Raw genomic sequence first — 26,705 nt, 5'->3', positions numbered from 1 at the left:
CATGGCCAAGGAAGATTCCGGCCGCCTCCTCAGGAAGGTGGTGAAGTTCGTTCGGAATCCGCTCAAGGACTGGTCGGACCTCGATCGGCCGGACGCGCCGGCCGCCGACAGCAGCTACAGCCGGGACGAACTCCGGGCGATCCTGGAGCGGCGCCAGCGCAACGATTTCGTGCGGCGCCGCGAGTTCGAGATCCTGCGCAGGCTGCGCCGGCGCGAAGAAGCATCGGCGGACCGCGATTCCACCCGGGCGTCGTCCTCGCCGACCGCGCACACGAGCCACTCCGACAGCCGCGCGCTGACGCTTCGAAAGATCGACGAGATCGAGGCGCAGATGTCGCAGCAGTGGTGGAAGGTGCGTGCGACCCAGAACGACGGCAGCATCTCGACCTCGACTTCGACCCCGTCCATATCGGCCGACCGGCACGAACGCGCCTATGCCGACACCCGGCCAGGCATGCCGCCGCGGAGCGCGGCGCCGGACGTCTCCCGCGGCATGGATCCCGGCGCGCCGACCACTTTGCTGGGGGCCGTGAGCACCACCATGCCGATGCCCGATGGCGCGGCGCATGACGATCTCGAAGAGGCGGCGGTGCGTTTCGCGCAGCGCGACGATGCCGGCGCAGAGGCGATCCTGCTTCGGATGCTGGCGCCCGACGGCGCGCACCTCGACGACGAGGAAATCTGGCTGACCCTGCTCGATCTCTACCGGGCGATCGGCAATGCCGAGCGCTTCGACAGGGCGGGTGCCCGGTATGCCCAGCGCTTTCGCCGTGCGTCGCCGCCGTGGGTCTCTTTTCGTGTGCTTGCGCATGGGGTGCGGACGGCTTCCGTCCATGTCCCGGTCGCCGAACCGGCGCAGGCTGACGGTCTTCCCGCGGACTGGCGCAGCGAGCCACGGCTCACGCGCGAAGGCCTGGGTGAGCTCACCCGTGCCTTAACGGCGGCCGGCGCCGTGTGGTCGCTCGACTGGCGCGCGCTGACATCGATCGCGCCGAATGCCGCGTCGCCGCTGTGCGTGCTCCTCAGCCATTGGGCCGGCCTGTCGGTCGAGTTGCGGCAGATGGGTGGCGCTCGCCTGCTGGCGGTACTCGACGAGGCCACGCCGACGGGCGACCGCAGCGTCGAGGACATCTGGTGGCGGTTGCGGATGGCCGCGCTGCGCCTGATGAACGATGCCGATGCCTTCGAGCTCGTGGCGCTGAACTACTGCATCACCTACGAGGTGTCGCCTCCGCCCTGGCAGGACCCGCAGGCGCATTGCGAATCGATCGATCCACCGCCCGCGCCGGCCAGCGCGCCGGTGCCGGCCTTTGCGCTGTCGGACTTCGAGTTCGAGCGCCCGGCCGTCGTGCCGACCGGTCTCGGCCTGCTCGCGGGCGACCTTGCGGGGCCGGTGTTGTCGATCTGGCAGCGACTCGACGCCGAACTGGCGCGCCGCGCGGCACCGGTGATTTCCTGTGCCGCGCTGGTGCGGGTCGATCTCGCCGCGGCGGGCGAGTTGCGCAACTGGGTCGCAGCGCGCGAGGCGAGCGGGGAGCGTGTCCACCTGGTCGAGGTGCATCGCCTGCTGGCGGCGCTGTTTCGCACGGTCGGCGTCGCGGCGCACGCCAGCGTGATGCTGCGGCACTGAACGTACTGAAAGTTGCATGCGCCGCCGGGCACGGGCTTGCATTGCTCGAGCGCACCCCTAAATGACTTCGATGGAACAGTTTCACGGCACCACTATCGTGAGCGTGCGCCGCAAGACTCCCCAGGGCGACCAGGTCGCCATTGGGGGGGACGGGCAGGTCACACTCGGCAACATCGTCATCAAGGGTACGGCCCGCAAAGTGCGGCGGCTCTATCACGGCAAGGTGCTTGCCGGTTTTGCCGGCGCCACCGCCGATGCCTTCACGCTCTTCGAGCGCTTCGAGGCCAAGCTCGAGAAGCACCAGGGCCACCTGACCCGTGCGGCCGTCGAGCTGACCAAGGACTGGCGCACCGACCGCGTGCTGCGCAAGCTCGAGGCCATGCTCGCGGTGGCCGACGCCACCACCTCGTTGATCATCACCGGCAACGGCGACGTGCTGGAGCCGGAGGATGGCGTGATCGCCATCGGCTCCGGCGGCGCCTATGCCCAGTCGGCCGCCAAGGCGCTGATCGACAACACCGAGCTGTCGGCCGAACAGATCGTGCGCAAGTCGCTCGCGATCGCCGGCGAAATCTGCATCTACACGAACATGAACCACACGGTGGAAGCGCTCTGACCATGTCCATGACTCCCCAGGAAATCGTCTCCGAGCTCGACAACCACATCGTCGGGCAGCCGGCAGCCAAGCGCGCGGTGGCCATTGCGCTGCGCAACCGCTGGCGCCGCCAGCAGGTCGAGGGCGCGTTGCGCGCCGAGATCACCCCCAAGAACATCCTGATGATCGGCCCGACCGGTGTCGGCAAGACCGAGATCGCGCGGCGGCTGGCACGGCTCGCGAATGCGCCCTTCATCAAGGTCGAGGCGACCAAGTTCACCGAAGTCGGCTACGTCGGCAAGGACGTCGACGCGATCATTCGCGACCTGGCCGAAATCGCCGTCAAGCAGACCCGCGAGAAGGAAAGCGCCAAGGTCCGCATCCGCGCCGAGGACGCCGCGGAAGACCGCATCCTCGACGTGCTGCTGCCGCCGGCCCGCACGGCCGATGCGGGCGGCGCCGCGGCCGAAGGCGGCAACGCCACGCGCCAGGCCTTCCGCAAGAAGCTGCGCGAACACGCGCTGGACGACAAGGAAATTGAACTCGATCTGGCCGAGACCCGCGCGCCTCTGGAGATCATGGGCCCGGCGGGCATGGAAGAAATGACCGAGCAGCTGCGCGGCATGTTCGGCCAGATGGGCCAGGGCAAGCGCAAGACGCGCAAGCTCAAGATCGCCGAGGCGATGCGCCTGCTGATCGACGAGGAAGCCGCCAAGCTGGTCAACGAGGAAGAGATCCGGGCGCAGGCGATCCAGAACGCCGAACAGAACGGCATCGTCTTCATCGACGAGATCGACAAGGTCGCCACCCGCAGCGAGGCCCAGGGTTCCGACATCTCGCGCCAGGGCGTGCAGCGCGACCTGCTGCCGCTGGTCGAGGGCACGGCCGTCACCACCAAATACGGCGTGGTCCGCACCGATCACATCCTCTTCATCGCGAGCGGCGCGTTCCACCTGAGCAAGCCGAGCGACCTGATTCCCGAGTTGCAGGGGCGGTTTCCGATCCGCGTCGAGTTGCAGTCCTTGTCGGTGGCGGATTTCGAGAGCATCCTGATGCAGACCCGCGCCTCGCTGGTCAAGCAGTACCAGGCGTTGCTCGCCACCGAAGGCGTCACGCTCGACTTCGCGCCCGAAGGCATCACGCGGCTCGCCACCATCGCCTTCGAGGTCAATGAACGCACCGAGAACATCGGCGCACGGCGGCTGTCGACCGTGATGGAGCGCCTGCTCGACGAGGTGAGCTTCGATGCGGCGAAGCTCGAAGGTCAGTCGATCCGGATCGACGCGGCCTACGTCGATTCACGCCTGGCTGCGCTGAGCCATGACGAGGATCTGTCCCGGTTCATTCTTTGAACGCGTCGTTACAAAAGCGCTTCAAGCAACACATTCATTGCATGAGCTAAGTGCTTAATTTGCAACGATATTCGTCTTTTTTAAGGTTGCAGAAGCGACGCTAAGTCATTGATTCCATTACAAAAAATACCAGAACCCCGCTCTTGCACCCCGAAATTTTGCTGATACAGTGGCCTCGGTGCAAAAAAGTGCAGTTTGGTGGGAAAAACGGTGTGTAGAGGCGGCTAATCGGGCCGGCCCGCCGTTCCCACAACAGGGGTCCGGTAGTCGTGTTCACAGGTGCTTCATCGCTCAATCTCGATGACAAGGGGAGGCTTTCAGTGCCGACCCGGCATCGTGACGTGCTGAACGCCCTTGCAGCCGGACAACTGACCATCACCAAGCATCCGCACGGATGCCTGATGATCTTCCCCCGCCCCGAATGGGAGAAGTTCCTTGCCCGCGTCGCCGTGCTGCCGATCGAGGCCCAGTGGTGGAAGCGGATCTTCCTGGGCAACGCCATGGAGGTCGAGATGGACGGGACCGGCCGCGTGCTGGTGTCGCCCGAACTGCGCAAGTCCGTCGGCATCGAGAAGCACACCTTGCTGCTCGGCATGGGCAACCATTTCGAGCTTTGGGACAAGCCGACCTACGACGCCAAGGAAGCCGAGGCTTCCAAGGGCGAAGTGCCCGAAGCGCTGCGGGATTTCGCTTTCTGAGGCCGGCCGTGGACACCAACTTCACCCACACGACGGTGCTGCTGCAGGAGGCGGTCGACGCGCTGTTCGACGGCCGCAGCGACGCGTCCTCCGGCTGCTACGTGGATGCGACTTTCGGGCGCGGCGGTCATTCGCGCGCCATCCTCGCGCGGTTGTCGCCGGAAGGCCGATTGATCGCCTTCGACAAGGACGCGGAAGCCGTCGCCGAGGCGGCGCGCATCGCCGATGCGCGTTTTTCCATCCGCCATCAAGGCTTCCGTGACATCGGGGAGCTGGCGCCGTCCAGCGTCGCCGGGCTGCTGATGGACCTCGGCATCAGCTCTCCCCAGATCGACAACCCCGCACGGGGTTTTTCTTTTCGTTTTGACGGCCCGCTCGACATGCGCATGGACACCACGCGCGGCGAAAGCGTGGCCGACTGGCTGGCGACGGCCGAAACCCAACAGATTGCAGAGGTGATCCGTGACTATGGCGAAGAACGGTTTGCTGTTCAGGTTGCAAAGGCGATTGTTGCTCGCCGACAAGAACGGGGCCCAGTTTCAACCACCACCGAGCTGGCCGAGCTCGTGGCTGGCGCGGTCAAAACCCGCGAGCAGGGCCAGAACCCTGCAACGCGCACATTTCAGGCTCTTCGGATTTTCATCAACGCCGAGCTTGAAGAGCTGCAACAGGCGCTAGAAGCCAGCCTCGACGTGCTCGCGCCGGGTGGCCGGCTGGCGGTGATCGCCTTCCATTCGCTGGAAGACCGGATCGTGAAGCAGTTCATCGCCAAGCACTCGAAGGAGGTGTACGACCGCCGCGCCCCCTTCGCCGCGCCCAAGGCCATGAAGCTGCGCGCGCTGGACCGCATTCGCCCGTCGGACGCCGAGGTGGCGGGCAATCCGCGTGCGCGCAGTGCGATCCTCCGCATCGCGGAACGGACGGACGCATGACGCCGATGCACATCATGGCCGCTCGCGGTGCCGTCGTCTGGAAGGCGCATTGACATGGCGCGCCTGAACATCCTGCTGCTGCTGGCCGTCCTCGCGACGGCGCTGTACCTGGTGCACACCCAGTACCGCTCGCGGCTGCTGTTCACCGAACTCGATCGCGCGACCACCGAGGCGCGCCGGCTCGAGGTCGACGGCGAGCGCCTGCAGGTCGAGAAGCGCGCGCAGGCCACTCCGCTGCGCGTCGAGAAGCTGGCTCAGGAACAGCTGAAGATGCGCACCACCACGCCGGCCATCACGCAGTACGTGCGTCCGGACGGCACGGTGATTCCCGCCATCGCTGCGGCGGCGCCCGCCGTACCGGCCGCAGCGCGCGGCACGGGAGCGCGCCAATGAGCAACCGCAGCCGCAGCGTCCGCTACACCACGAGTCCGCTGCTCGCCAGCAAGACGCCGGTCTGGCGCAGCAAGTTCATCGTGGCCGCGATCGCGGTCGGCTTCCTGATTCTGGCCGGCCGCGCGGTCTTCGTGCAGGTGATCGGCAACGACTTCTTCCAGCGCCAGGGCGAGGTGCGTTTTGCGCGCACGCTCGAGCTGCCGGCCAATCGCGGCCGCATCCTCGACCGCAACGGCCTGCTGCTCGCGTCGAGCGTGGTGGCGCCCAGCATCTGGGCGATCCCCGAAGACATCGAGCGCGACGACGCCGACGTGAAGGCCAAGCTGCGGCAGGTCGCCAAGCTGCTGGAAATGCCGCAGAAAGAGTTCGACAAGAAGCTGGAGGACGAGGACAAGAGCTTCGTCTGGATCAAGCGCCAGGTCGACGCGCCGGTCGCCAAGCAGATCGCCGAGCTCAACATCAAGGGCATCTACCAGCGCAAGGAATACAAGCGCCAGTACCCGGAAGGCGAAGCCGCGGCGCACGTGGTGGGCTTCACCAACGTCGAGGACCATGGCCAGGAAGGCATCGAGCTCCAGTTCGACAAGGACCTGGCGGGCAAGGCCGGCTCGCGCCGCGTGATCAAGGACCGGCTCGGCCGCGTGGTCGAAGGCGTGGGCGAAACCGTGCCGCCGCTCGACGGCCGCGACATCCAGCTCAGCGTCGACAGCAAGGTGCAGTTCTTCGCCTACCAGAAGCTGCGCGACGCCGTCACCGCGCGCCGTGCCAAGGCCGGCAGCGTGGTGGTGCTCGATGCGATCACCGGCGAAGTGCTCGCCTTGGCGAACTACCCGAGCTATGTGCCGGACAAGCGCCAGAACCTGACCGGCGAGCAGCTCCGCAATCGCGCGCTGACCGACACCTTCGAGCCCGGCTCGACGATGAAGCCGATCACCGTCGGCATGGCGCTGGAAGCCGGCCGCGTGAAGCCGTCGACCATCATCGAGACCTCGCCGGGCCGTTTCCAGATCGGCGGCTTCACCATCAGCGACACCCACAACTACGGTTCGCTGACCGTCGAGGGCGTGATCCAGAAATCGAGCAACGTCGGTGCCCTGAAGATCGCGCAGCGCATGTCGCCGCAGGAGATGTGGGACACCTACACGGCGCTGGGCTACGGGCAGAAGCCGCAGATCCAGTTCCCCGGCGCGGTCACCGGCCGCCTGCGGCCCTGGAAGAACTGGAAGCCGGTCGAGCAGGCCACGATGGCCTACGGCTACGGCCTGTCGGCGTCGCTGTTGCAGATGGCGCATTCGTATACCTCGTTCGCGCACGACGGCAGCATCATTCCGCTGACGATCCTGAAGAGCGCCGAGCCCGCCGTCGGTGTGCGCGTGTTCTCGGCCGAGAACGCGCACGCGGTGCGCCGGATGCTGCAGATGGCCGCAGGCCCGGGCGGCACCGGCCAGCTCGCGCAGACCGTCGGCTATTCGGTGGGCGGCAAGTCGGGCACTGCGCACAAGCAGGTCGGCAAGGGCTACGCGAGCAACAAGTACCGCGCCTGGTTCACCGGCATGGCGCCGATCGAGGCGCCGCGCATCATCGTCGGCGTGATGATCGACGAGCCGAGCGACGGCCAGTACTTCGGCGGCGTGGCGGCCGCACCGGTGTTCAGCGAAGTCGTGCAGCAGACGTTGCGCATGATGAACGTGCCGCCCGACCTGGCGGTCAAGCCGCTGGTGATCACGCAGGGCGTGGAAGAGAGCTTCTGATGAACGACATCCATCTCTCCTCCGCCAACGAAGCCGCCCATTGGCTGCGTTCCTGCGTGCCCGGCGACCTGCATGCCGACAGCCGCCGTATCGGCGACGGCGACGCCTTCATCGCCTGGCCCGGCGCCGCGACCGATGGCCGCGCGCACGTGGGCTCGGCGCTCGCGCAGGGTGCCGTGGCCTGCTTGGTCGAACGCGAGGGCGTCGAGGCTTTCGGCTTCGACGACGACGCCATCGCCCGCTACAGCGGTCTCAAGGCGGCGACCGGCCCCATCGCGTCCTCCTTCTATGGCCAGCCGTCGAGCCAGCTGTCGGTGATCGCCGTGACCGGCACCAATGGCAAGACCTCGACCGCCTGGTGGCTGGCCGAGGCGCTGTCGCAGCGGCCGGACCAGGGCCCGTGCGCGCTGATCGGCACGCTCGGCATCGGCATCCCGTCGGAACTGGCCTATACCGGGCTCACCACGCCCGACCCCGTGATGCTGCAGCGCGAGCTGCGCCGCTTCGTGGCGCGCGGCTTCGCTGCCTGCGCGATCGAGGCGTCGTCGATCGGTATCGCCGAGCGCCGGCTCGACGGCACGCGCATCGAGGTCGCGGTGTTCACCAATTTCACGCAGGACCATCTGGACTACCACGCCAGCATGGACGCCTACTGGCAGGCCAAGGCCGAGCTGTTCCGCTGGCCCGGCCTGCGTGCCGCGGTGGTCAACATCGACGACGTGCATGGGGCGTCGCTGGTCGCCAACCTGCTCGACACCGGCACCGGCGCGCTCGACGTCTGGACGCTGTCGGCCGCTGGCGCGCCCGCGCGGCTGTCGGCGGTCGACGTCGGCTACGACGCGCAGGGCCTGACCTTCGGCGTGGTCGAGGAGGGCGCTGCGCCGGTGCGGCTCGCGACGCCGCTGATCGGCCAGTACAACGTGGCCAATCTGCTTGGCGTGATCGGTGCCCTGCGTGCGCTGGGCATGCCGCTCGATGCGGCTGTGGCCGCGTGCGGCGGGCTGAGCAGCGTGCCGGGCCGCATGGAGCGCGTGAGCGTGCCGGGCCAGCCGCTGGCCGTGGTCGACTACGCCCACACGCCCGATGCGCTCGACAAGGCGCTGGTCGGCCTGCGGCCGCTGGCGCAGCAGCGCGGCGGACGGCTCTGGTGCCTGTTCGGCTGTGGCGGCGATCGCGACGCGACCAAGCGCCCCATGATGGCCGCCGTCGCCGAGCAGCGCGCCGACATGGTCGTGGTCACCAGCGACAACCCGCGCAGCGAGGTTCCGGGCGCGATCATCAGCCAGATACTGCTCGGCTTCGCCAACCCGTCGGCCGTGCGCGTGGAGGCCGATCGTGCCCGCGCGATCGCCGATGCGATCTCCCAGGCGGCACCCGAGGACGTGGTGCTGCTGGCCGGCAAGGGCCATGAAGCCTGGCAGGACATTGCCGGCGAACGCATCGCCTTTTCCGACCGCACGCATGCATTCGACGCGCTCACTCGCAGGAGCGCGTCATGACGACGAAGGTACCGATGATGATGACGCTCGGCCAGGCAGCGGCCTGGCTGCCCGGTGCGCGGCTGGTGGGCGACCCCGCCACGCCGATTGCCCGGCTCCATACCGACACGCGCACGCTGGCGGCAGGCGACCTTTTCGTCGCGCTCAAGGGCGAGCGCTTCGACGCCAACGGCTTCCTGGCCGAGGCGCGCGCGCAAGGTGCCGTGGCCGCGCTGGCGCACGGCGGGCTCGAAGCCGCTCAGCTGGCAGGGCTCGAAGTGCCGGACACCCTGGTCGCGTTCGGCGCGCTGGCGGCCGGCTGGCGTGCCCAGTTCGCGCTGCCGTTGATCGCCGTCACCGGCAGCAACGGCAAGACCACCGTGACGCAGATGATCGCGTCGATCCTCGCCGCCGCGCGTGGCGAACGGTCGCTCGCGACCGTCGGCAATTTCAACAACGAGATCGGTGTGCCGCTGACCTTGCTGAGGCTGCGCGCGTCGCACGAACTCGCCGTGGTCGAACTGGGCATGAACCATCCGGGCGAGATCGCACGGCTCGCCGCGATGGCGCAGCCGACCGTCGCCCTGGTCAACAACGCGCAGCGCGAGCACCAGGAATTCATGGCGACCGTCGAAGCGGTGGCGCGCGAGAACGCCGCGGTGTTCGACGCGCTGCCGGCCGATGGCACGGCCGTGTTCCCGCATGGCGACGCCTTCACCGCGCTCTGGACGAGCCTGGCAAAGGCACGGCCGACGCGGCGCTGCATCAGCTTCGGCGAGTCGGCCGACGCCGACGTGTCGCTGGTCCGTGCCGAGTGGCAGGGTGGTGCCTGGCAGGTCGAGGCGCGCACGGCGACCGGGTCCTTGCGCTTCGCGCTTCGCATCGCCGGCCGGCACAACGTGATCAACGCGCTGGCCGGCACCGCCTGCGCGCTGGCGGCGGGCGTGTCGCTCGCAGACATCGCCCGGGGGCTTTCGGCCTTCGAGCCGGTCAAGGGCCGTTCCAAGGCCAGCGCGCTGCAACTCGCAGGCGGGCATGCGATCACGCTGGTCGACGACACCTACAACGCCAATCCGGATTCCGTGCGCGCCGCGATCGACGTGCTCGCCGGCCTGCCGGGTCCGCGCCTGCTGGTGCTCGGCGACATGGGCGAAGTCGGCGACCAGGGCGAGCATTTCCACATCGAGGTCGGTGCGTATGCGCGCGAGCGCGGCATCGAGACGCTGTTCGCGCTGGGCGCCGAGTCCGCCCACACCGTGCGTGCCTTCGTCGGCAACGATGCGGCGCCGGCGGGCCGCCACTTCACCGACATCGACGCACTTCTTTCCGCCGTGCATGCGCAACTGCCGCAGGTTGCCAGCGTGCTCGCGAAGGGCTCGCGCTTCATGAAGATGGAGCGCGTTGTCCAAGCTATCCAGGCCCTTCAAGCCACCCAGGCCAGCCCCGCCGCTGGCCCGTCCTACAACAACAAGGAGGCCGGTCATGCTGCATGAACCGCGCGCCCATTCATGCTGCTGAGTCTCGCCCAATGGTTGCAGACGCTCTCGCCCGAGTTCGGGTTCCTGCGCGTCTTCCAGTACCTCACCCTTCGCGCGCTGCTGTCGGCGACGACGGCGCTGCTGATCGGACTCGCCGTCGGCCCGTATGCGATCCGCCGGCTCACCGCGCTGAAGATCGGCCAGCCGGTCCGTGGCTACGGCATGGAATCGCATCTCAGCAAGAGCGGAACGCCCACGATGGGCGGCGTGCTGGTGCTGTTCTCGATCGCCGTGTCGACCCTGCTGTGGTTCGACCTCAGCAACCGCTTCGTCTGGATCGTGCTGTGGGTCACGCTGGGCTTCGGCGCGATCGGCTGGGTCGACGACTGGCGCAAGGTCGTTCGCAAGGACCCGGAAGGCATGCGTTCGCGCGAGAAGTACTTCTGGCAATCGGTGGTCGGCCTGATCGCCGGCTTCTATCTGCTGTTCAGCATTTCCGAGAGCTCCAACTGGCGCGTGCTCGAGCTGTTCTTCGCCTGGGTGCGCTCGGGTTTCTCGCTCGAGTTCTCGCCCAAGATCAACCTGCTCGTGCCCTTCTTCAAGGAAGTCAGCTACCCGCTGGGCGGCATCGGCTTCGTGATCCTGACCTACCTGGTGATCGTCGGTTCCAGCAATGCCGTGAACCTGACCGACGGCCTGGACGGGCTGGCGATCATGCCGGTCGTGATGGTCGGCTCCGCGCTGGGCGTGTTCGCCTATGTGACCGGCAGTTCGGTGTTCTCGAAGTACCTGCTGTTCCCGAACATCCCGGGCGCGGGCGAGTTGCTGGTGTTCTGCTCGGCCATGGCGGGTGCGGGCCTGGCCTTCCTCTGGTTCAACACCCATCCGGCGCAGGTCTTCATGGGTGACGTGGGCGCGCTGGCGCTGGGCGGCGCGCTCGGCACGGTGGCGGTCATCGTGCGCCAGGAGATCGTCTTCTTCGTGATGGGCGGCATCTTCGTGGTCGAGGCGATTTCGGTCATGGCGCAGGTCGCGTACTTCAAGTACACCAAGAAGCGCTATGGCGTGGGCCGGCGCGTGCTGAAGATGGCACCGCTGCATCACCATTTCGAGAAGAGCGGCTGGCGCGAGACCCAGGTCGTCGTGCGGTTCTGGATCATCACGATGCTGCTGTGCCTCGTGGGCCTGTCGACCCTCAAGCTGCGTTGACCCGATGAAGCATCTCCACGACCTTCATGTGCTGATCCTGGGCCTGGGCGTGTCCGGCCTGGCGATGGCGCGCTGGTGCGCGCGCCATGGCGCGCATGTGACCGTCGCGGACACGCGTGACGCGCCGGCATTGCTCGGCACGCTGCGCGAGGAATTGCCCAACGCCGTCTTCGTCGGCGGCCCGCTGAACGCCGCGCTGGTCGAAGGCACGTCGATTCGCGCGGTCTATCGTTCACCGGGGCTGATGCCCGCCACGCTGGCACCGCTGCTCGATGCCGCGCGTGCCATCGGGCTGCCGGTCGGTGGCGAGCTGGATCTGTTCGCACGCGCGCTGGCGGACCTGCGGGACGCGCCGTCGGCGGCTCTGGACGTGGACACCGCAACGCCGGTCGACGACGACGTCGCCGAAACGCCTGCCGCCGTCGACGCGTCCGCATCGGCCGCGGACACCGTGCCGGCGCCGGTTGAGCCGACCGCTGAATCGGCCGATGCCACCGGCGCGGTCGACGATGAGGCCGAGGCGCCCGTTCCGGTCATCGCGCCGCCCGCTGCACCGAAGGGCTACACGCCGGCCGTGCTCGCGATCACCGGCACCAACGGCAAGACCACCGTCACTTCGCTCACCGGCCAACTGGTCGCGCGCGCCGGCAAGACCGTGGCGGTGGCCGGCAACATCGGCCCGACGCTGCTCGACACGCTGTCCGCGCACATGGACGCGGACACGCTGCCCGAAGTCTGGGTGCTCGAGCTCTCGAGTTTCCAGCTCGACGGCGTGCAGGGTTTCGAGCCCACCGCCGCGACCGTGCTGAACGTCACGCAGGATCATCTGGACTGGCACGGCAGCCTCGAGGCCTATGCCGCGGCCAAGTCGCGCATCTTCGGTATGAAGACGCTGCTGGTGCTGAATCGGGACGACGCGATGGTGATGGCCATGCTGCCGCCGCCGGTTCGCGCCAAGCTGCAGCGCCCGCAGATCCGCGCCCACATCACCTTCGGCGCGAGCCTGCCGCAACGGCCATCCGACTTCGGCATCGAACGCATCAACGGCATGGGCTGGCTGGTGCGCGCGCTCGAAGCCGACGAGACGATCAAGCGCAAGCGCGGCGCGGTGCACGAGGAAGAGATCCATGTGCAACGGCTGATGCCCGCCGATGCGCTGCGCATCCGCGGCCAGCACAACGCGATGAACGCGCTTGCCGCGCTGGCGCTCGCGTCGGCTGCCGGCTGCGCGCTCGCGCCGATGCTCTACGGCCTGCGCGAATACGGTGGCGAGCCGCATCGCGTGGAGCCGATCGCGATCGTCGGCGAGGTCGAATACTTCGACGACAGCAAGGGCACCAATGTCGGCGCGACCGTGGCTGCGCTGGGTGGCCTGGGTGTCGATCGCCGCATCGTCGCGATCCTCGGCGGCGATGGCAAGGGCCAGGACTTTGCGCCGCTGGCCGAACCGGTGCGCCGGTTCGCGCGCGCCGTGGTGCTGATCGGGCGCGACGCGCCGCAGATCGAGGCCGCGCTGGCATCGACCGGCGTCACCTTGCTGAATGCCGCGTCGATGGAGGAAGCCGTGCAACTGGCTGCGCGTCGCGCCCGCCCGGGTGACGCCGTGCTGCTGTCGCCGGCCTGCGCGAGTTTCGACATGTTCACCGGCTACGCGCATCGCGCCGCGGTGTTCTGCGAGGCCGTGCAGGCGCTGGCCGATGCGCCTGCCCAGTCGACCGAGGACCACGCCGCATGAACAGCGCCGCCGCATCGATCCCCGAAGAAGGCCGCAGCCGCTGGCGCGGCTGGTTCGGCCGCGCCGCCAAGAGCGGCATCGACGCACTGCCGATGCATCTGCCGGTGCGCCTGCGCGGCGGCACGATGACGCAGACCGCGGCCGTGCCGATGCGCGTGCTGGGCTTCGACCAGGCGCTGCTCTGGGTGACGATGGCGTTGCTCGCCTGGGGCCTGGTCATGGTCTATTCGGCCTCGATCGCGCTGCCCGACAACCCGCGATTCGCGCGTGCGGGCTACGGCCCGGCCTTCTTCCTGATCCGCCACCTGCTGTTCCTGGCGATCGCCTTCGTGGCCGCCTTGCTGACCTTCCAGATACCGATGAAGACCTGGGAGCGCGTCGCGCCCTGGCTGTTCGTCGCGTCGCTGCTGCTGCTGGTCGCGGTGCTGGTGCCGCACGTCGGCCGCGTGGTCAACGGCGCGCGCCGCTGGCTGCCGCTGGGCGTCATGAACTTCCAGCCCTCGGAGCTCGCCAAGCTCGCGATGGTGCTCTATGCCGCCAGCTACATGGTGCGCAAGATGGAGATCAAGGAACGCTTCTTCCGCGCCGTGCTGCCGATGGGCGTCGCCGTCGTGGTGGTCGGCATGCTGCTGCTGGCCGAACCCGACATGGGCGCCTTCATGGTGATCGCGATCATCGCGATGGGCATCCTGTTTCTCGGCGGCGTCAATGCGCGCATGTTCTTCGTGATCGCCGCGCTGATGGTCGTCGCCTTCGCCGTGATGGTGATGACCAGCGAATGGCGCCGCGAACGGCTGTTCGCCTACCTCGATCCCTTCAGCGAGGCGCACGCGCTGGGCAAGGGCTATCAGCTGTCGCATTCGCTGATCGCGATCGGCCGCGGCGAGATCTTCGGTGTCGGCCTCGGCGGCAGCGTCGAGAAGCTGCACTGGCTGCCCGAAGCCCACACAGACTTCCTGCTCGCCGTGCTCGGCGAGGAGTTCGGACTGGTCGGCGTGCTGCTGGTGATCGGCCTGTTCCTCTGGCTGACGCGACGCATCATGCACATCGGTCGCCAGGCGATCGCGCTCGATCGCGTGTTCGCCGGGCTGGTCGCGCAAGGCGTGGGCATGTGGATCGGCTTCCAGACCTTCATCAACATGGGCGTGAACCTCGGCGCGCTGCCGACCAAGGGGCTCGGCCTGCCGCTGATGAGCTTCGGCGGCTCCGCGATCCTGATGAACCTGATCGCGCTGGCGATCGTGCTGCGCATCGACTACGAGAACCGCGTGCTGATGAAGGGGGGGCGGTTGTGAGCCGCGTCGCACTCGTCATGGCCGGCGGTACCGGCGGCCATATCTTCCCGGGGCTGGCGGTGGCCGAGGCGCTGCGCGAGCGCGGCTGGCGCGTGCACTGGCTGGGCGCGCCCGGCAGCATGGAAGAAAAGCTGGTGCCGCCGCGTGGCTTCGCCTTCGAATCGGTCCAGTTCGGCGGCTTGCGCGGCAAGGGCGTGATGACGATGGCGCTGCTGCCGCTGCGCCTGCTGCGCGCGCTGCTGCAGAGCATTGCCGTGCTGCGCCGGGTGCGGCCCGACGTGGTCGTCGGCCTGGGTGGCTACATCAGCTTTCCGGGCGGCCTGATGAGCGTGCTGCTCGGCCGTCCGCTGGTGCTGCACGAGCAGAACTCGGTCGCCGGCCTGACGAACAAGGTGCTGGCCAGCGTTGCCAACCGCGTCTTCACCGCGTTCCCGAACGTGCTGAAGAACGCGCAGTGGATCGGCAACCCGCTGCGTGCGTCGTTCACGTCGCAGGCCGATCCGGCAGCCCGCTTCGCCGGCCGCAGCGGCCCGCTGAAGCTGCTCGTGGTCGGCGGCAGCCTGGGGGCGCGTGCGCTCAACACCATCGTGCCGCAGGCGCTGGCGCGCATCGCACCGGCGCAGCGGCCGCAGGTCATCCACCAGAGCGGCGCCAAGCAGATCGACGAGTTGCGTGCCAACTACACGGCTGCCGGCGTCGACGGCGAGCTCACGCCCTTCATCGAAGACACCGCCCGTGCCTATGCCGACGCCGACCTGATCGTCGCGCGTGCCGGCGCCAGCACCGTCACCGAAATCGCGGCCGTCGGCGCAGCAGCGCTGTTCGTGCCTTTTCCCTTCGCTGTCGACGATCACCAGACCACCAATGCGCGCTTCCTTGTCGACGCGGGCGGCGGCTGGCTCGTTCAACAGACCGAACTCACACCTGAATTGCTGGCTGACTTGCTACAGACAACCGACCGATCCACATTGGTGGACAAGGCCTCGAAGGCCCAATCGATGAAGAAGACCGAGGCCGTCGAGGCCGTCGTGCGTGCCTGCGAGGAGCTCGCCAAATGAAGCACGCCATCCGACAGATCCATTTCGTGGGCATCGGTGGTGCCGGCATGAGCGGCATCGCCGAGGTGCTGTTGAACCTCGGCTACCGCATCTCGGGCTCGGACCTGAGCGACAGCGCGACGCTGCGGCGCCTGGCGAGCCTCGGGATCCAGACCTTCATCGGTCACGACGCGGTCAACATCGCGGGGGCCGACGCCGTCGTCACGTCCACTGCCGTGCAGGCCGACAACCCCGAGGTCGTCGCGGCGCGCGAGAAGCGCATTCCGGTCGTGCCGCGCGCCATGATGCTGGCCGAGTTGATGCGCCTGAAGCAGGGCATCGCGATCGCCGGCACGCACGGCAAGACGACCACCACCAGCCTGGTGGCGAGCGTGCTGGCCGCTGCCGGGCTCGACCCGACCTTCGTGATCGGCGGCAAGCTCAACAGCGCTGGTGCCAACGCGCAGCTGGGCAGCGGCGACTACATCGTGGTCGAGGCCGACGAGTCCGACGCGTCCTTCCTGAACCTGCTGCCGGTGATGGCGGTCGTCACGAACATCGACGCCGACCACATGGAGACCTACGGGCACGACTTCTCGAAGCTCAAGAAGGCTTTCGTCGATTTCCTGCACCGCATGCCCTTCTATGGCGTCGCGATCCTGTGCACCGACGATCCGGCGGTGCGCGACATCGTCACGCAGGTGTCGTGCCCGGTCACGAGCTACGGCTTCCACGAAGGCGCGCAGGTGCGCGCGGTCAACGTCCGTGCGGTCGGCACGCAGATGCACTTCACGGCGCAGCGCCGCAACGGCGTCACGCTGCCCGACCTGGCCATCGTGCTGAACCTGGTCGGCGAGCACAACGTGCTGAATGCGCTGGCCGTGATCGCCGTCGCGGTCGAACTCAACGTGCCCGACGAGGCCGTGCAGCGCGGGCTGTCGGAGTTCACCGGCGTCGGCCGGCGCTTCCAGAGCTATGGCAACGTAGCCGTTCTGCCGGCGCAGGGCATCGGCAGCTTCACGCTGATCGAAGACTACGGCCACCATCCGGTCGAGATGGCGGCCACGATCGCCGCGGCGCGGGGCGCGTTCCCGGGACGCCGGCTGGTGCTGTCGTTCCAGCCGCACCGCTACACCCGGACGCGCGACTGCTTCGAGGATTTCGTCAAGGTGCTGGGCAACGCCGATGCCGTGCTGCTCGCCGACGTCTATGCCGCCGGCGAGGCGCCGATCGTCGCGGCCGATGGCCGGTCGCTGGCGCGTGCCCTGCGCGTGGCCGGCCGCATCGAGCCGGTGTTCGTCGACCAGATCACGGCGATGCCGCAGGCGATCCTGGACAACGCGCGCGATGGTGATGTCGTCATTTGCATGGGTGCCGGTTCGATCGGCGCCGTGCCGGCCAGGGTGGTGGAACTAGGCGGCACCAGACCGCATGCTGCAGAGCGCGTGACGCGCGAAGGACGGGTGCTGTGAACCCCCTGGATCCCAAGAGCTTCGGCAAGGTTGCCGTGCTGTTCGGCGGCACATCGGCCGAGCGCGAGGTGTCGCTCATGTCGGGCACCGGCGTGCTGGAGGCGTTGCGTTCGCGCGGTGTCGACGCGCATGCCTTCGACCCCGCGGAGCGCGACCTGGTCGAACTGCGGCGCGACGGCTTCGACCGCTGCTTCATCGCGCTGCATGGCCGCCATGGCGAGGACGGCACCGTGCAGGGCGCACTCGAACTGCTCGGCATTCCGTACACCGGCTCGGGCGTGATGGCTTCGAGCGTGGCGATGGACAAGGTCATGACCAAGCGGATCTGGCAGGCCGACGGCCTGCCGACACCGAAGTACGTGCGCCTGGCGGCCGACCAGCAGAGCCGCGAACAGATCCGCACCGTGCCCGACGTGCTGGGCCTGCCGCTCATCGTGAAGCCGCCGCGCGAAGGCTCGTCGATCGGCGTGACCAAGGTCAGGGGCTACTCCGAGATGCAGGACGCCGTGAAGCTGTCGGTCCGCTACGACCCCGACGTGCTCTGCGAGGAGTTCATCGAAGGCGACGAAGTCACCTGCGCGGTGCTGGGCAGCGGCCTGGACGCTCGCGCGCTGCCGGTGGTGCGCATCGCCGCGCCCGAAGGCGCCTACGACTACCAGAACAAGTACTTCACCGACGACGTGAAGTACCACTGCCCGAGCGGTCTGCCGGCCGACGAAGAGCAGGCCATCCAGCACACCGTGCTGGCCGCCTACCGGCAGCTCGGCTGCCGCGGCTGGGGCCGCGCCGATCTGATGATCCGTGCCAGCGACCGCAAGCACTTCCTGCTGGAGATGAACACGTCACCCGGCATGACGACGCATTCGCTCGTGCCGATGTCGGCGCGCGCGGCCGGCATCGCCTACGAAGACCTCTGCCTGCGCGTGCTCTCGTTCGCCTCGCTCGATTCGAAAGGCGGCGTGTGATGGCTGCCGCGATGCCCGTCCCGTTCGACGTCAAGCTCATGAACGTCACAGCGAACATCGTGTTCGCGCTGTGCGCGTGCCTGCTGCTGGCCGCGGGCGCATGGTGGGTGTTGCGGCAGCCTTTCTTCCCGATCGCCGCCATCAAGGTGGACGGCGAGGTCACGCACAACAACGCGGTCACGCTGCGCGCCAACGTCGCGCCGCAGCTTGCAGGCAATTTCTTCACGGTCGACCTGGCCCGTGCGCGCAAGGCCTTCGAGTCGGTGCCGTGGGTGCGCAAGGCCGTCGTGCGGCGCGAGTTCCCGAACAAGCTGCGCGCGACGCTCACCGAGCACGTGCCGGTGGCGCACTGGGGTGACGAGGCCGAGTCGAAGCTGGTCAATGGCTTCGGCGAGGTCTTCGAGGCCAACGTGGCCGAAGTCGACGACAACCTGCCGCGCCTCGAGGGCCCCGACGACCAGGCGAGCCAGGTGCTGGGCATGTACCGGCTGCTCGCGCCGCTGTTCCGGCCCTATGACATCACCGTGGTCGAACTCGGCCTCTCGAGCCGTGGCAGCTGGCATGTCCTGCTGGACACCGGCGCGGTGGTCGAGCTCGGCCGCGGGCAGAGCGAACAGGTGGTCGAGCGGACCGAGGGCTTTCTGCGCACGGTGGGGGCGGTGGCGCAGCAATACGGCCGCACCGTGGCGTCGGTCGAGAGCGCGGACCTGCGCCACAACCAGGGCTATGCGCTGCGTCTGCGTGGTGTGACCACGGTCGCGGCCGATCCCAAGAAGAAATAAGCGAACTAGCGAGGACACTGCATGCCCAAAGAATACAAGGACCTGGTTGTCGGGCTCGACATCGGCACCGCCAAGGTGATGGTGGTCGTGGCCGAGGTGCTGCCCAACGGCGAGCTCAAGCTCGCGGGCATGGGCGTGGCACCGAGCAACGGCCTCAAGCGCGGCGTGGTGGTGAACATCGACGCGACCGTTCAGAGCATCCAGCAGGCGCTGAAGGAAGCGGAGCTGATGGCCGACTGCAAGATCGGCCGCGTCTACACCGGCATCACCGGCAGCCACATCCGCGGCATCAACTCCAGCGGCATGGTCGCGGTGAAGGACCGCGAGGTCACGCCGGCCGACGTGGCGCGCGTGGTCGAGACGGCCCGTGCCATCAACATCTCGAGCGACCAGCGCCTGCTGCTGGTCGAGCCGCAGGAATTCGTGATCGACGGCCAGGATGTGAAGGAACCGATCGGCATGAGCGGCATGCGCCTCGAGGCGAAGGTGCACATCGTGACCGGTGCGCAGAGCGCGGCGGAAAACATCATCAAGTGCGTGCGGCGCTGCGGCCTCGAGGTCGAGCAGCTGATGCTCAACCCGCTGGCGTCGAGCCAGGCGGTGCTGACCGAGGACGAGCGCGAACTGGGCGTGGTGCTGGTCGACATCGGTGCCGGCACGACCGACGTGGCCATCTTCACGAACGGTGCGATCCGCCATACGGCAGTGATCCCGATCGCCGGCGACCTGATCACCAGCGACATCGCGATGGCGCTGCGCACGCCGACCAAGGACGCCGAGGACATCAAGGTCGAGAACGGTTTCGCCAAGCAGTTGCTGGCCGACCCAGACACGCAGGTCGAAGTGCCCGGCCTGGGCGACCGCGGTCCGCGCATGCTGAGCCGCCAGGCGCTGGCCGGTGTGATCGAGCCGCGCGTCGAAGAGATCTTTTCGCTGGTTCAGCAGGTGGTGCGCGAGTCGGGCTATGAAGAAGTGCTGTCCTCCGGCGTGGTGCTCACCGGCGGCAGCGCCGTGATGCCCGGCATGGTCGAACTCGGCGAAGACATCTTCCTGAAGCCGGTGCGTCGCGGCATTCCGAAGTATTCGAGCGCGCTGTCGGACATGGTCGCGCAGCCGCGCGCCGCCACCGTGATGGGCCTGCTCGAAGAAGCACGCACGGCCCGCATGCGCGGCTACAAGGTGGCGCAGAAGAACGGGTCCGTCAAGACCGCCTTCGGCCGCTTCAAGGACTTCATCGTGGGGAACTTCTGACCATGACATACCACCCCTTGTGGCTGGCGCGCGGAAGCCCACCCCTGCATTTCAACGAGCGATGGCGACGCACCGGGCCGCCTTAAAAAACAACCGGTGATTGAAGAAAAAATCGTCTGCAAACAAACGGCAACTGCAAATTCAAGGAGTTAAAAAAATGGCCATCGAAATGATCGAAATGGAAGAAGAGTTCAACCAAGGCACGCAAATCAAGGTGATCGGCGTCGGCGGTGGCGGTGGCAATGCCGTGGCGCACATGATCGAACGCGGTGTGCAGGGCGTTCAGTTCTCGTGCGCCAACACCGACGCGCAGGCGCTGTCGCGCAGCAACGCGCCCAAGCTGATCCAGCTCGGTACCAACGGCCTGGGCGCGGGCGGCAAGCCCGACAAGGGTCGTGAGGCGGCAGAGCTCGCGGTCGACGAGATCCGCGCGGCGATCGATGGCGCGCACATGCTGTTCATCACGGCCGGCATGGGCGGCGGCACCGGTACCGGCGCCGCACCCGTCATCGCGCGCATCGCCAAGGAAATGGGCATCCTGACCGTCGGCGTCGTGACCAAGCCCTTCGACTGGGAAGGCGGCAAGCGCATGAACAACGCCGACAGCGGCCTGGCCGAACTCGAAGCCAACGTCGACTCGCTGATCGTGATCCTGAACGAGAAGCTGCTCGAGGTGCTGGGCGAGGACGTGACGCAGGCCGAGGCCTTTGCGCACGCCAACGACGTGCTGAAGAACGCAGTCGGCGGCATCTCGGAAATCATCAACGAGTACGGCGGCGTGAACGTCGACTTCGAAGACGTGCGCACCGTGATGGGCGAGCCCGGCAAGGCGATGATGGGCACGGCGGCCGCGAGCGGCCCGGACCGCGCGCGCATCGCCGCGGAGCAGGCCGTGGCCTGCCCGCTGCTGGAAGGCATCGACCTGTCGGGCGCAAAGGGTGTGCTGGTCCTGGTGACGGCATCGAAGGCGTCGCTGAAGCTGTCGGAATCGAAGCTGGCGATGAACACCATCCGTGCCTATGCATCGCCCGATGCGCACGTGATCTATGGCGCCGCCTACGACGAGAACCTCGGCGACGAGATGCGCGTGACCGTGGTGGCCACCGGCCTGTCGCGTCCCGACGCACGCCGCCAGGCGCCGACGCTGGAAGTGATCCGCACCGGCACCGACAACATCCCGTTCACCGTTCCGACCCTGAGCGGCGTGGGCCATGCAAGCGCCGGTGGCATGCAGCACGGTGGCAACCAGCCCAACTACGAAGGCATGGCCGTGCCCAGCGTGTGGCGCACCAACCGCACGATGGCTGCGGCCAAGGTGGACGCGCTGTCGTCGGGCGGCATGGACGATTTCGAGATCCCGGCTTTCCTCCGCCGCCAAGCAGACTGATCCCTCGGTCGCTGTACACGGAAATCAGGGCGTCTTGCGACGCCCTTTTTCTATGGGCGAAATAGGGATGTTCACGGGACGCGGGGAGCGTCGGGCTTCTAAAATCGCCCGGTGCTGAAACAACGAACACTCAAGTCCATCACGCGCGCCGTCGGCGTGGGGCTGCACAGCGGTCAACGCGTCGAACTGACGCTGCGGCCTGCGGCGCCGGACACCGGCATCGTGTTTCGGCGGGTCGATCTGCCGGAGCCGGTGGACATCGCGATGACGGCAGAGGCGGTCACGGACACGCGGCTGGCGTCGACGGTTTCCAACGGCGGTGCCAAGGTCCAGACGGTCGAGCACCTGATGTCCGCCTGTGCGGGCCTGGGCATCGACAACCTGGTGATCGACATCACGGCCGACGAGGTGCCGATCCTCGACGGCTCGGCGTCTTCCTTCGTGTTCCTGCTGCAGAGCGCCGGTATCGAGCTGCAGCAGGCGCCGCGGCGCTTCATCAAGGTGACGCGGCCGGTCGAAGTGCGGGAAGGCGAGGGCAGCAACGTGAAGTGGGCGCGCCTGGAGCCGTATCACGGCTTCAAGCTCAGCTTCGAGATCGACTTCGACCACCGCGTGGTCGACTCGACCGGCCAGCGCGTGGAGTTCGACCTGGGCAGCGGTTCGTACAGCCGCGACATCGCGCGTGCGCGCACCTTCGGCTTCACCAAGGAAGTCGAATACATGCGCAGCAAGGGTTTGGCGCTCGGCGGCGGGCTCGACAACGCGATCGTCATGGACGACACCAAGGTGCTCAATGCAGGCGGTCTTCGCTATGACGACGAGTTCGTCAAGCACAAGATCCTCGATGCCATGGGCGACCTCTACGTGGTCGGCCGGCCCTTGCTGGCGGCCTACAGCGCCTTCCGTTCGGGCCACGCGATGAACAACAAGCTGCTGCGTGAACTGATGTCGCATCCCGAGTCCTTCGAGATCGTCACCTTCGACGACGAGAAGCGTGCGCCCGCCGGCTTTGCCGGGATCGCGCGCGCCTGGTAACGCGGCACCGCAGCACGATGCTTCTGTTCCGCTGGGTCATTCTGCTGCTGCTCCTGGTCGCGGGCGTGTCCTTCGCGTTCTATGCGGGTACGGGGCAGATGAAGTACCGGCGCTTCGGCTGGATCGTGCTCAAGTGGACGCTGCTTGCGGCCTGCGGCTTCTTCGCCGTGCTGATCGCCGAGCGCATGGCCTGAGCGGCCGGCGGCGATCCATCTAGCTCCACCTAGCGGCTTCGGCCGTCCCTGTATCGCCGCATGGGCGCATCTGCGGGTGCGCCCGCCGCCTTCGACGATTCTGCCGCGGCGCTCAGCCGTGCCATCGAGCGGCCGACGTGCGCGTGCGTGATCGCGATGCCCAGCGCGTCCGCCGCATCGGCGCCGGGCAGGCCCGGCAGATCGAGCAGGCGCTTGACCATTTCCTGCACCTGCGCCTTCGCCGCCTGGCCATGGCCGGCCACGGCGCGCTTCATCTGCAGCGCGGTGTATTCCGCCACCGGCAGGTTGCCGTGGACCAGGGCTGTCAGGCAGGCGCCGCGCGCCTGGCCCAGCAGCAGCGTGGCCTGCGGGTTCACGTTCACGAACACGATCTCGACCGCCGACGCATCCGGCTGGTAGCGCGACGCGATCTCGCCGATGCCGTCGAACAGCACCTTGAGCCGAGCCGGCAGGTCCTCGCGCGCGATGCTCTTGGTGCTGATGGTGCCACTGGCCACGTACCGAAGCGCATGGCCGTCCACGTCGATCACGCCGAAGCCCGTGGTCTGCAGGCCGGGGTCGATGCCGAGAATTCGCATGCGCCTAGACCCCGAAGTACCAGCGCACGGAATGGAAGAAGATCGGCGCGGCGAAGCACAGCGCGTCGACCCGGTCGAGCAGGCCGTTGGCGCCGGTCACGCCGACGCCCTTCTTGCCCCAGTTCGGTATGCCGCGATCGCGCTTGAGCGCCTTCATCACGAGGTGGCCCATCGAGCCCGCCACGCAGGCGATCAGTGCCATCGCCAGCGCCTGGCCGAACTTGAAGGGCGTGATGAAGGACATCAGCGCGCCGACCACGCTGGCGATCGCCATGCCGGCACCCCAGCTCGCCCAGTTGAAGCTGCGGCTGATGTTCGGTGCGAAGGGCTGGCGGGCAAGCCATTTCTGCAGCGTCCTGCGCAGCGGCGACAGCTGGCGGGCCGGCTTGGCGGCCAGGTCCTCGGGAGAGATGTAGGCGAAACGCCGCGCGATCAGATGCTGCACCACCATGCAGGTCTGCACGACGAAGACCAGGAAGAACACGAGAAACGCGCTCTTGCCCTCGTAGCCGGGAAAGGACAGCATCAGCAGCGCCGGCACGTGGCTCAGGCCATAGACGCAGACCGTGATGCCCCACTGCAGCTTGGCATTGCGTTCGAGGAAATGGCTGGAGTCGTTCGACAGCGCGCTCACCACCGGAATGGCGATGAACACGTAGACCGGAATGAACACCGTGAACAGGTCGAAATGCGCGGTGCCGATCAGCACGAACTGGATCGGCAGCACGACGAAGAAAGCCAGGATCAGGCTGCGGTGATCGCCACGCCGCGTGGGCGACAGCGTGATGAACTCGCGCAGCGCGAAGAAGGAGATCAGCCCGAACAGCACGTTCGCCACGCCCGGGCCGAGCGCCCAGCCGATCCAGAACACGACGACCATGAACCAGGTGGTGCGCAGCAGCGCACGGAAGTCCTGGAACTCCCGCATCCAGGCGTCGCCATGCGCGGCATTGCGGCGTTCGCGCAGGCCGATCAGCAGCGTGCCGATGCTGACGAGCGTGAGCACGCCGAAGACGATGAGGAACAGCGCAGCAACCTGCTGCGGCGGCGTCAGGCCGCGGAGAAAGGCATTCATTCAGACGTCCCGCAGTGCGACGACCGCATCGCGCGCACGGTCCAGGAAGGCGCGGCGCTCTTCGCCCGCACCGAGGGCGATCGGTGCCCCGAAAGTCACCGAACAAAGGATCGGCACCGGCACGACCTCGCCCTTGGGCATGACGCGCTGCACGTTGTCGATCCATGCCGGCACCAAGACGACGTCGGGGAACATGCCGGCCAGCGTGAACAGGCCGGACTTGAACTTCTGCGGCTCGCCTGTGTGGCCGCGCGTGCCTTCCGGGAAGATGATGATCGAGTCGCCGCTCTTGAGCGCATCGATCAGCGGCTGTAGCGGCGCCATCGGGTCGGGCGCCGGTGCGCCTTCTTCAGCCGGCGGCGGCGTGCCGCCGCGTTCGACGTAGATGGCATTGAACAGCTCGGTCGTGATCCAGCGCTTGAACGGTGTGTTGGCCCAGTAGTCGCGCGCCGCGATCGGCCGCGTGATGCTGCGCAATTCCTCGGGCAGAGCAGCCCAGATCATGACGAGGTCGATGTGGCTCTGGTGATTCGCAAAATAGATCCGCTGCTCGGCCTTCGGCGGACAACCCCACCAGCGCGCCTGGGCACCCGTGAGAAGACGCACGACACCGAGCAACACCCATCCCAACAACTTCGCAGCAAACATGGCGGCGATGATACGGGCCATGAAAACCGTTCTGTCCTTGCGCTTCAATCCGGCTGCGCTGACCTGGGCGCTCGCGCTCCTCGTGATGCTCGTGCTGCTTGCCACGGTCGGCGCCCGCACGGGCTGGCTGCGCGGCTTCTTCGGCGACGTGCTCGCGGTGATGTGGCTGCACGCGGTGTTTCGCAGTGTGCTGGCCGTGCGTCCGCTCTATCTGGCGCTTGCCGCGTTCGGCATCGGCTGCGCGCTGGAGTTCGGCCAGTACCTCGCGGCGCTGTGGCACTGGAGAGTGCCGAACCGCGTGCTGCGCGTCCTGCTGGGCAGCACGCCCGACTGGAACGACGTGCTCGCATACGGCCTCGGACTCGTCTCGATCCTGCTGCTGGAAGCGTGGCGCGCCCGGCGGCTCGAAACTGGAAAGCCCGCATGACCTTGCATTTCCGTGCCGCGACCGCCGCCGACGTTGCCGCGCTGTCCGACCTGATCCTGTCCCATGGCCCGAACCCCTGGAACTGGCTGCCACCTGACGAGGTCGCACAGCACCTTGCGCGGATCGGCAATGCCGGTGCCGACCGCACCGGTGGCGTGCTCGCGCTCGACCAGGGCGAGCTGGTCGGCGCAGTGACCTTCTGTACGACGCATCACTTCGCGCGTTACCAGGGCGCAGCCGATGCCTATGCGCCGCATGGCTACATCTGCGAGGCCGTCGTGCATCGCGCGTACGCAGGCCAGGGGATCGGTGCCCGGTTGCTGACGGCAGCCGTTGCCGTGCTGGCGGCGCAGGGCCTGAAGGACGTCTACATCGATCGGCACGAAGAGAACGCCGCGTCCGCCGGCATGATGCGCAAGGGCGGCTTCGTCGAGATCGATACGTTTGCAGAGCCGGCGCGCCGGCCGCATGGCTCGGGCCGAACGACGGTCTGCCGGCTGCGGACCGGTGACGTGACGGCCCGCTGAGCCTCGGCGCTCAGGGCAGTTCGGCCGATGGCATGCGCGCCACGATGGTGGCGGCGCGGCCGCCCAGGTAGGCAGAACCCAGCCGCAGTTCATAGAACTTCGGGCTTGGCAGCATCACGGCAAGGCGCGCGGCTTCGTTGGCGCTGAGCCGTGCGGCGGGCTTCTTGAAATAGCGCTGCGCGGCCGCCTCGGCGCCGAACACGCCTTCGCCCCATTCGACGCTGTTGAGGTAGATCTCGAGGATCCGCCGTTTGCTCAGCAGCAGCTCCAGCGTCGTCGCCAGCACGAGTTCCTGGCCCTTGCGCAGCATCGTGCGTTCGCCCGACAGCAGCAAGTTCTTCGCGAGCTGCTGCGTGATGGTCGAGCCGCCGCGCAACCTGGCGGCGGCAGGTTCCTTGCCGCGCGCGCGGGCCTGTGCGGCGCGCCGGGCGGCGATCGCTTCGGCCTGGGCATTGCGTTGGCGCGCGCGCTCGATCGCTTCCCACTCGATGCCCCGGTGGTAGATGAATTCGCCGTCCTCGCTGGCAATCACCGCGCGCTTGAGCGTGTCCGAAATCTCGTCGTAGGGCACCCATTGCTGCGCCCAGTCGCGCGCGCCATTGCTGCGGCCCTTCGTGGCGATGCGCCACGCTTCGGAGCGCTGGAACGCGGTCGACTGCGGATCGATCACGGCCATGGCCGCGATGCGCAGGACGAAGAAGAGCTGCAATGCGAGTCCTGCAATCAGCAGGCAGAACACCCAGCGCAGAAGAGAGCGCAT

26 protein-coding genes are annotated in these 26,705 nt (G+C 67.6%); 22 read left to right on the top strand and 4 right to left on the bottom strand.

What is annotated here, in order from left to right; genetic code table 11:
• The first annotated feature begins 40 nt into the window (after positions 1–40).
• The 20 genes from AC07PZ_RS15270 to AC07PZ_RS15175 all read left to right on the top strand — a co-directional run bounded on the left by AC07PZ_RS15270 (position 41) and on the right by AC07PZ_RS15175 (position 22,669).
• Positions 41–1,630, top strand: coding sequence for an STAS domain-containing protein (locus AC07PZ_RS15270; RefSeq protein ID WP_495295947.1), 1,590 nt, complete (start codon positions 41–43; stop codon positions 1,628–1,630).
• A gap of 70 nt (positions 1,631–1,700) precedes the next feature.
• Positions 1,701–2,246, top strand: coding sequence for an ATP-dependent protease subunit HslV (gene hslV, locus AC07PZ_RS15265; RefSeq protein WP_056508874.1), 546 nt, complete (start codon positions 1,701–1,703; stop codon positions 2,244–2,246).
• A gap of 2 nt (positions 2,247–2,248) precedes the next feature.
• Complete coding sequence (gene hslU, locus AC07PZ_RS15260; protein ID WP_495295946.1) at positions 2,249–3,577, top strand: ATP-dependent protease ATPase subunit HslU; 1,329 nt, start codon at positions 2,249–2,251, stop codon at positions 3,575–3,577.
• 269 nt (positions 3,578–3,846) lie between these two features.
• Positions 3,847–4,275, top strand: coding sequence for a division/cell wall cluster transcriptional repressor MraZ (gene mraZ, locus AC07PZ_RS15255; RefSeq protein WP_495295945.1), 429 nt, complete (start codon positions 3,847–3,849; stop codon positions 4,273–4,275).
• Positions 4,276–4,283: 8 nt separating this feature from the next.
• Positions 4,284–5,207, top strand: a complete 924-nt coding sequence (rsmH, locus tag AC07PZ_RS15250; protein WP_495295944.1) for a 16S rRNA (cytosine(1402)-N(4))-methyltransferase RsmH — start codon at positions 4,284–4,286, stop codon at positions 5,205–5,207.
• Positions 5,208–5,261: 54 nt separating this feature from the next.
• A complete protein-coding gene (gene ftsL, locus AC07PZ_RS15245) occupies positions 5,262–5,600 on the top strand; it encodes a cell division protein FtsL (protein WP_495295943.1) in 339 nt (112 codons plus the stop codon).
• Positions 5,597–7,351, top strand: coding sequence for a peptidoglycan D,D-transpeptidase FtsI family protein (locus AC07PZ_RS15240; RefSeq protein WP_495295942.1), 1,755 nt, complete (start codon positions 5,597–5,599; stop codon positions 7,349–7,351). The genes ftsL and AC07PZ_RS15240 overlap by 4 nt, the downstream gene beginning before the upstream one ends.
• Positions 7,351–8,850: a UDP-N-acetylmuramoyl-L-alanyl-D-glutamate--2,6-diaminopimelate ligase gene (locus AC07PZ_RS15235; protein ID WP_495295941.1), complete on the top strand. Its 1,500-nt coding sequence runs from the start codon at positions 7,351–7,353 to the stop codon at positions 8,848–8,850. Before AC07PZ_RS15240 ends, AC07PZ_RS15235 begins: the two co-directional genes overlap by 1 nt.
• Complete coding sequence (locus AC07PZ_RS15230) at positions 8,847–10,322, top strand: UDP-N-acetylmuramoyl-tripeptide--D-alanyl-D-alanine ligase (protein WP_495295940.1); 1,476 nt, start codon at positions 8,847–8,849, stop codon at positions 10,320–10,322. The genes AC07PZ_RS15235 and AC07PZ_RS15230 overlap by 4 nt, the downstream gene beginning before the upstream one ends.
• Before the next feature lie 15 nt (positions 10,323–10,337).
• Complete coding sequence (gene mraY / locus AC07PZ_RS15225) at positions 10,338–11,516, top strand: phospho-N-acetylmuramoyl-pentapeptide-transferase (protein WP_495295939.1); 1,179 nt, start codon at positions 10,338–10,340, stop codon at positions 11,514–11,516.
• A gap of 4 nt (positions 11,517–11,520) precedes the next feature.
• Positions 11,521–13,251: a UDP-N-acetylmuramoyl-L-alanine--D-glutamate ligase gene (murD, locus tag AC07PZ_RS15220; protein WP_495295938.1), complete on the top strand. Its 1,731-nt coding sequence runs from the start codon at positions 11,521–11,523 to the stop codon at positions 13,249–13,251.
• The gene (gene ftsW / locus AC07PZ_RS15215) at positions 13,248–14,546 is read left to right on the top strand and encodes a putative lipid II flippase FtsW (protein WP_495295937.1); all 1,299 of its coding nucleotides are present in this window, start codon (positions 13,248–13,250) and stop codon (positions 14,544–14,546) included. Before murD ends, ftsW begins: the two co-directional genes overlap by 4 nt.
• 17 nt (positions 14,547–14,563) lie before the next feature.
• Positions 14,564–15,604: an undecaprenyldiphospho-muramoylpentapeptide beta-N-acetylglucosaminyltransferase gene (gene murG, locus AC07PZ_RS15210; RefSeq protein WP_495296128.1), complete on the top strand. Its 1,041-nt coding sequence runs from the start codon at positions 14,564–14,566 to the stop codon at positions 15,602–15,604.
• Complete coding sequence (gene murC / locus AC07PZ_RS15205; RefSeq protein ID WP_495295936.1) at positions 15,601–17,055, top strand: UDP-N-acetylmuramate--L-alanine ligase; 1,455 nt, start codon at positions 15,601–15,603, stop codon at positions 17,053–17,055. Before murG ends, murC begins: the two co-directional genes overlap by 4 nt.
• A complete protein-coding gene (locus AC07PZ_RS15200) occupies positions 17,052–18,020 on the top strand; it encodes a D-alanine--D-alanine ligase (protein WP_495295935.1) in 969 nt (322 codons plus the stop codon). Before murC ends, AC07PZ_RS15200 begins: the two co-directional genes overlap by 4 nt.
• Positions 18,020–18,802: a cell division protein FtsQ/DivIB gene (locus tag AC07PZ_RS15195; RefSeq protein ID WP_495295934.1), complete on the top strand. Its 783-nt coding sequence runs from the start codon at positions 18,020–18,022 to the stop codon at positions 18,800–18,802. The genes AC07PZ_RS15200 and AC07PZ_RS15195 overlap by 1 nt, the downstream gene beginning before the upstream one ends.
• A 21-nt stretch (positions 18,803–18,823) precedes the next feature.
• A complete protein-coding gene (gene ftsA / locus AC07PZ_RS15190; RefSeq protein ID WP_495295933.1) occupies positions 18,824–20,053 on the top strand; it encodes a cell division protein FtsA in 1,230 nt (409 codons plus the stop codon).
• Positions 20,054–20,210: 157 nt separating this feature from the next.
• The gene (ftsZ, locus tag AC07PZ_RS15185) at positions 20,211–21,440 is read left to right on the top strand and encodes a cell division protein FtsZ (RefSeq protein WP_495295932.1); all 1,230 of its coding nucleotides are present in this window, start codon (positions 20,211–20,213) and stop codon (positions 21,438–21,440) included.
• A gap of 111 nt (positions 21,441–21,551) precedes the next feature.
• The gene (gene lpxC / locus AC07PZ_RS15180; protein ID WP_495295931.1) at positions 21,552–22,475 is read left to right on the top strand and encodes a UDP-3-O-acyl-N-acetylglucosamine deacetylase; all 924 of its coding nucleotides are present in this window, start codon (positions 21,552–21,554) and stop codon (positions 22,473–22,475) included.
• Between the two features lie 17 nt (positions 22,476–22,492).
• Positions 22,493–22,669, top strand: a complete 177-nt coding sequence (locus tag AC07PZ_RS15175) for a hypothetical protein (protein ID WP_495295930.1) — start codon at positions 22,493–22,495, stop codon at positions 22,667–22,669.
• 29 nt (positions 22,670–22,698) lie between these two features.
• Here the strand turns inward: AC07PZ_RS15175 and ruvC are convergent, their stop codons facing one another.
• From ruvC to AC07PZ_RS15160, 3 genes are read right to left on the bottom strand one after another with little or no spacing between them, the layout of a single operon-like run.
• Positions 22,699–23,268, bottom strand: a complete 570-nt coding sequence (gene ruvC, locus AC07PZ_RS15170) for a crossover junction endodeoxyribonuclease RuvC (RefSeq protein WP_495295929.1) — start codon at positions 23,266–23,268, stop codon at positions 22,699–22,701.
• 4 nt (positions 23,269–23,272) lie between these two features.
• A complete protein-coding gene (locus AC07PZ_RS15165) occupies positions 23,273–24,343 on the bottom strand; it encodes a phosphatidate cytidylyltransferase (RefSeq protein WP_495295928.1) in 1,071 nt (356 codons plus the stop codon).
• Positions 24,344–25,012 (bottom strand): lysophospholipid acyltransferase family protein, encoded by a 669-nt coding sequence (locus tag AC07PZ_RS15160; protein ID WP_495295927.1) that lies wholly within the window; start codon positions 25,010–25,012, stop codon positions 24,344–24,346.
• Between AC07PZ_RS15160 and AC07PZ_RS15155 the strand changes: the two genes are divergently transcribed.
• Together AC07PZ_RS15155 and AC07PZ_RS15150 are read left to right on the top strand one after the other, a co-directional pair.
• Entirely contained in the window at positions 25,011–25,418 is a 408-nt protein-coding gene (locus AC07PZ_RS15155; RefSeq protein WP_495295926.1) for a ribosomal maturation YjgA family protein, read from the top strand. The two genes, AC07PZ_RS15160 and AC07PZ_RS15155, sit on opposite strands and share 2 nt — an antisense overlap.
• Complete coding sequence (locus AC07PZ_RS15150) at positions 25,415–25,945, top strand: GNAT family N-acetyltransferase (protein ID WP_495295925.1); 531 nt, start codon at positions 25,415–25,417, stop codon at positions 25,943–25,945. The genes AC07PZ_RS15155 and AC07PZ_RS15150 overlap by 4 nt, the downstream gene beginning before the upstream one ends.
• Positions 25,946–25,955: 10 nt before the next feature.
• On the opposite strand, the gene AC07PZ_RS15145 is transcribed toward AC07PZ_RS15150, so the two are convergent.
• Positions 25,956–26,705: a transglycosylase domain-containing protein gene (locus tag AC07PZ_RS15145; RefSeq protein ID WP_495295924.1), complete on the bottom strand. Its 750-nt coding sequence runs from the start codon at positions 26,703–26,705 to the stop codon at positions 25,956–25,958.

The organism is Variovorax sp. GW821-FHT10B04, assembly GCF_059415645.1.
The sequence above is the reverse complement of the archived record's forward strand: the minus strand, read 5'-3'. Positions and strand labels throughout refer to the sequence as shown.

What these genes read in the sequence shown, in the direction of transcription:
- AC07PZ_RS15160 (WP_495295927.1), bottom strand. Translation starts at nt 25,012, where the DNA reads ATGGCCCGTATCATCGCCGCCATGTTTGCTGCGAAGTTGTTGGGATGG.
- murD (WP_495295938.1), top strand. Translation starts at nt 11,521, where the DNA reads ATGAAGCATCTCCACGACCTTCATGTGCTGATCCTGGGCCTGGGCGTG.
- murC (WP_495295936.1), top strand. Translation starts at nt 15,601, where the DNA reads ATGAAGCACGCCATCCGACAGATCCATTTCGTGGGCATCGGTGGTGCC.
- AC07PZ_RS15235 (WP_495295941.1), top strand. Translation starts at nt 7,351, where the DNA reads ATGAACGACATCCATCTCTCCTCCGCCAACGAAGCCGCCCATTGGCTG.
- AC07PZ_RS15165 (WP_495295928.1), bottom strand. Translation starts at nt 24,343, where the DNA reads ATGAATGCCTTTCTCCGCGGCCTGACGCCGCCGCAGCAGGTTGCTGCG.
- hslU (WP_495295946.1), top strand. Translation starts at nt 2,249, where the DNA reads ATGTCCATGACTCCCCAGGAAATCGTCTCCGAGCTCGACAACCACATC.
- hslV (WP_056508874.1), top strand. Translation starts at nt 1,701, where the DNA reads ATGGAACAGTTTCACGGCACCACTATCGTGAGCGTGCGCCGCAAGACT.
- mraY (WP_495295939.1), top strand. Translation starts at nt 10,338, where the DNA reads ATGCTGCTGAGTCTCGCCCAATGGTTGCAGACGCTCTCGCCCGAGTTC.
- AC07PZ_RS15230 (WP_495295940.1), top strand. Translation starts at nt 8,847, where the DNA reads ATGACGACGAAGGTACCGATGATGATGACGCTCGGCCAGGCAGCGGCC.
- AC07PZ_RS15175 (WP_495295930.1), top strand. Translation starts at nt 22,493, where the DNA reads ATGCTTCTGTTCCGCTGGGTCATTCTGCTGCTGCTCCTGGTCGCGGGC.
- ftsZ (WP_495295932.1), top strand. Translation starts at nt 20,211, where the DNA reads ATGGCCATCGAAATGATCGAAATGGAAGAAGAGTTCAACCAAGGCACG.
- ftsA (WP_495295933.1), top strand. Translation starts at nt 18,824, where the DNA reads ATGCCCAAAGAATACAAGGACCTGGTTGTCGGGCTCGACATCGGCACC.
- AC07PZ_RS15155 (WP_495295926.1), top strand. Translation starts at nt 25,011, where the DNA reads ATGAAAACCGTTCTGTCCTTGCGCTTCAATCCGGCTGCGCTGACCTGG.
- murG (WP_495296128.1), top strand. Translation starts at nt 14,564, where the DNA reads ATGGCCGGCGGTACCGGCGGCCATATCTTCCCGGGGCTGGCGGTGGCC.
- ruvC (WP_495295929.1), bottom strand. Translation starts at nt 23,268, where the DNA reads ATGCGAATTCTCGGCATCGACCCCGGCCTGCAGACCACGGGCTTCGGC.
- AC07PZ_RS15150 (WP_495295925.1), top strand. Translation starts at nt 25,415, where the DNA reads ATGACCTTGCATTTCCGTGCCGCGACCGCCGCCGACGTTGCCGCGCTG.
- ftsL (WP_495295943.1), top strand. Translation starts at nt 5,262, where the DNA reads ATGGCGCGCCTGAACATCCTGCTGCTGCTGGCCGTCCTCGCGACGGCG.
- AC07PZ_RS15195 (WP_495295934.1), top strand. Translation starts at nt 18,020, where the DNA reads ATGGCTGCCGCGATGCCCGTCCCGTTCGACGTCAAGCTCATGAACGTC.
- AC07PZ_RS15240 (WP_495295942.1), top strand. Translation starts at nt 5,597, where the DNA reads ATGAGCAACCGCAGCCGCAGCGTCCGCTACACCACGAGTCCGCTGCTC.
- AC07PZ_RS15145 (WP_495295924.1), bottom strand. Translation starts at nt 26,705, where the DNA reads ATGCGCTCTCTTCTGCGCTGGGTGTTCTGCCTGCTGATTGCAGGACTC.
- ftsW (WP_495295937.1), top strand. Translation starts at nt 13,248, where the DNA reads ATGAACAGCGCCGCCGCATCGATCCCCGAAGAAGGCCGCAGCCGCTGG.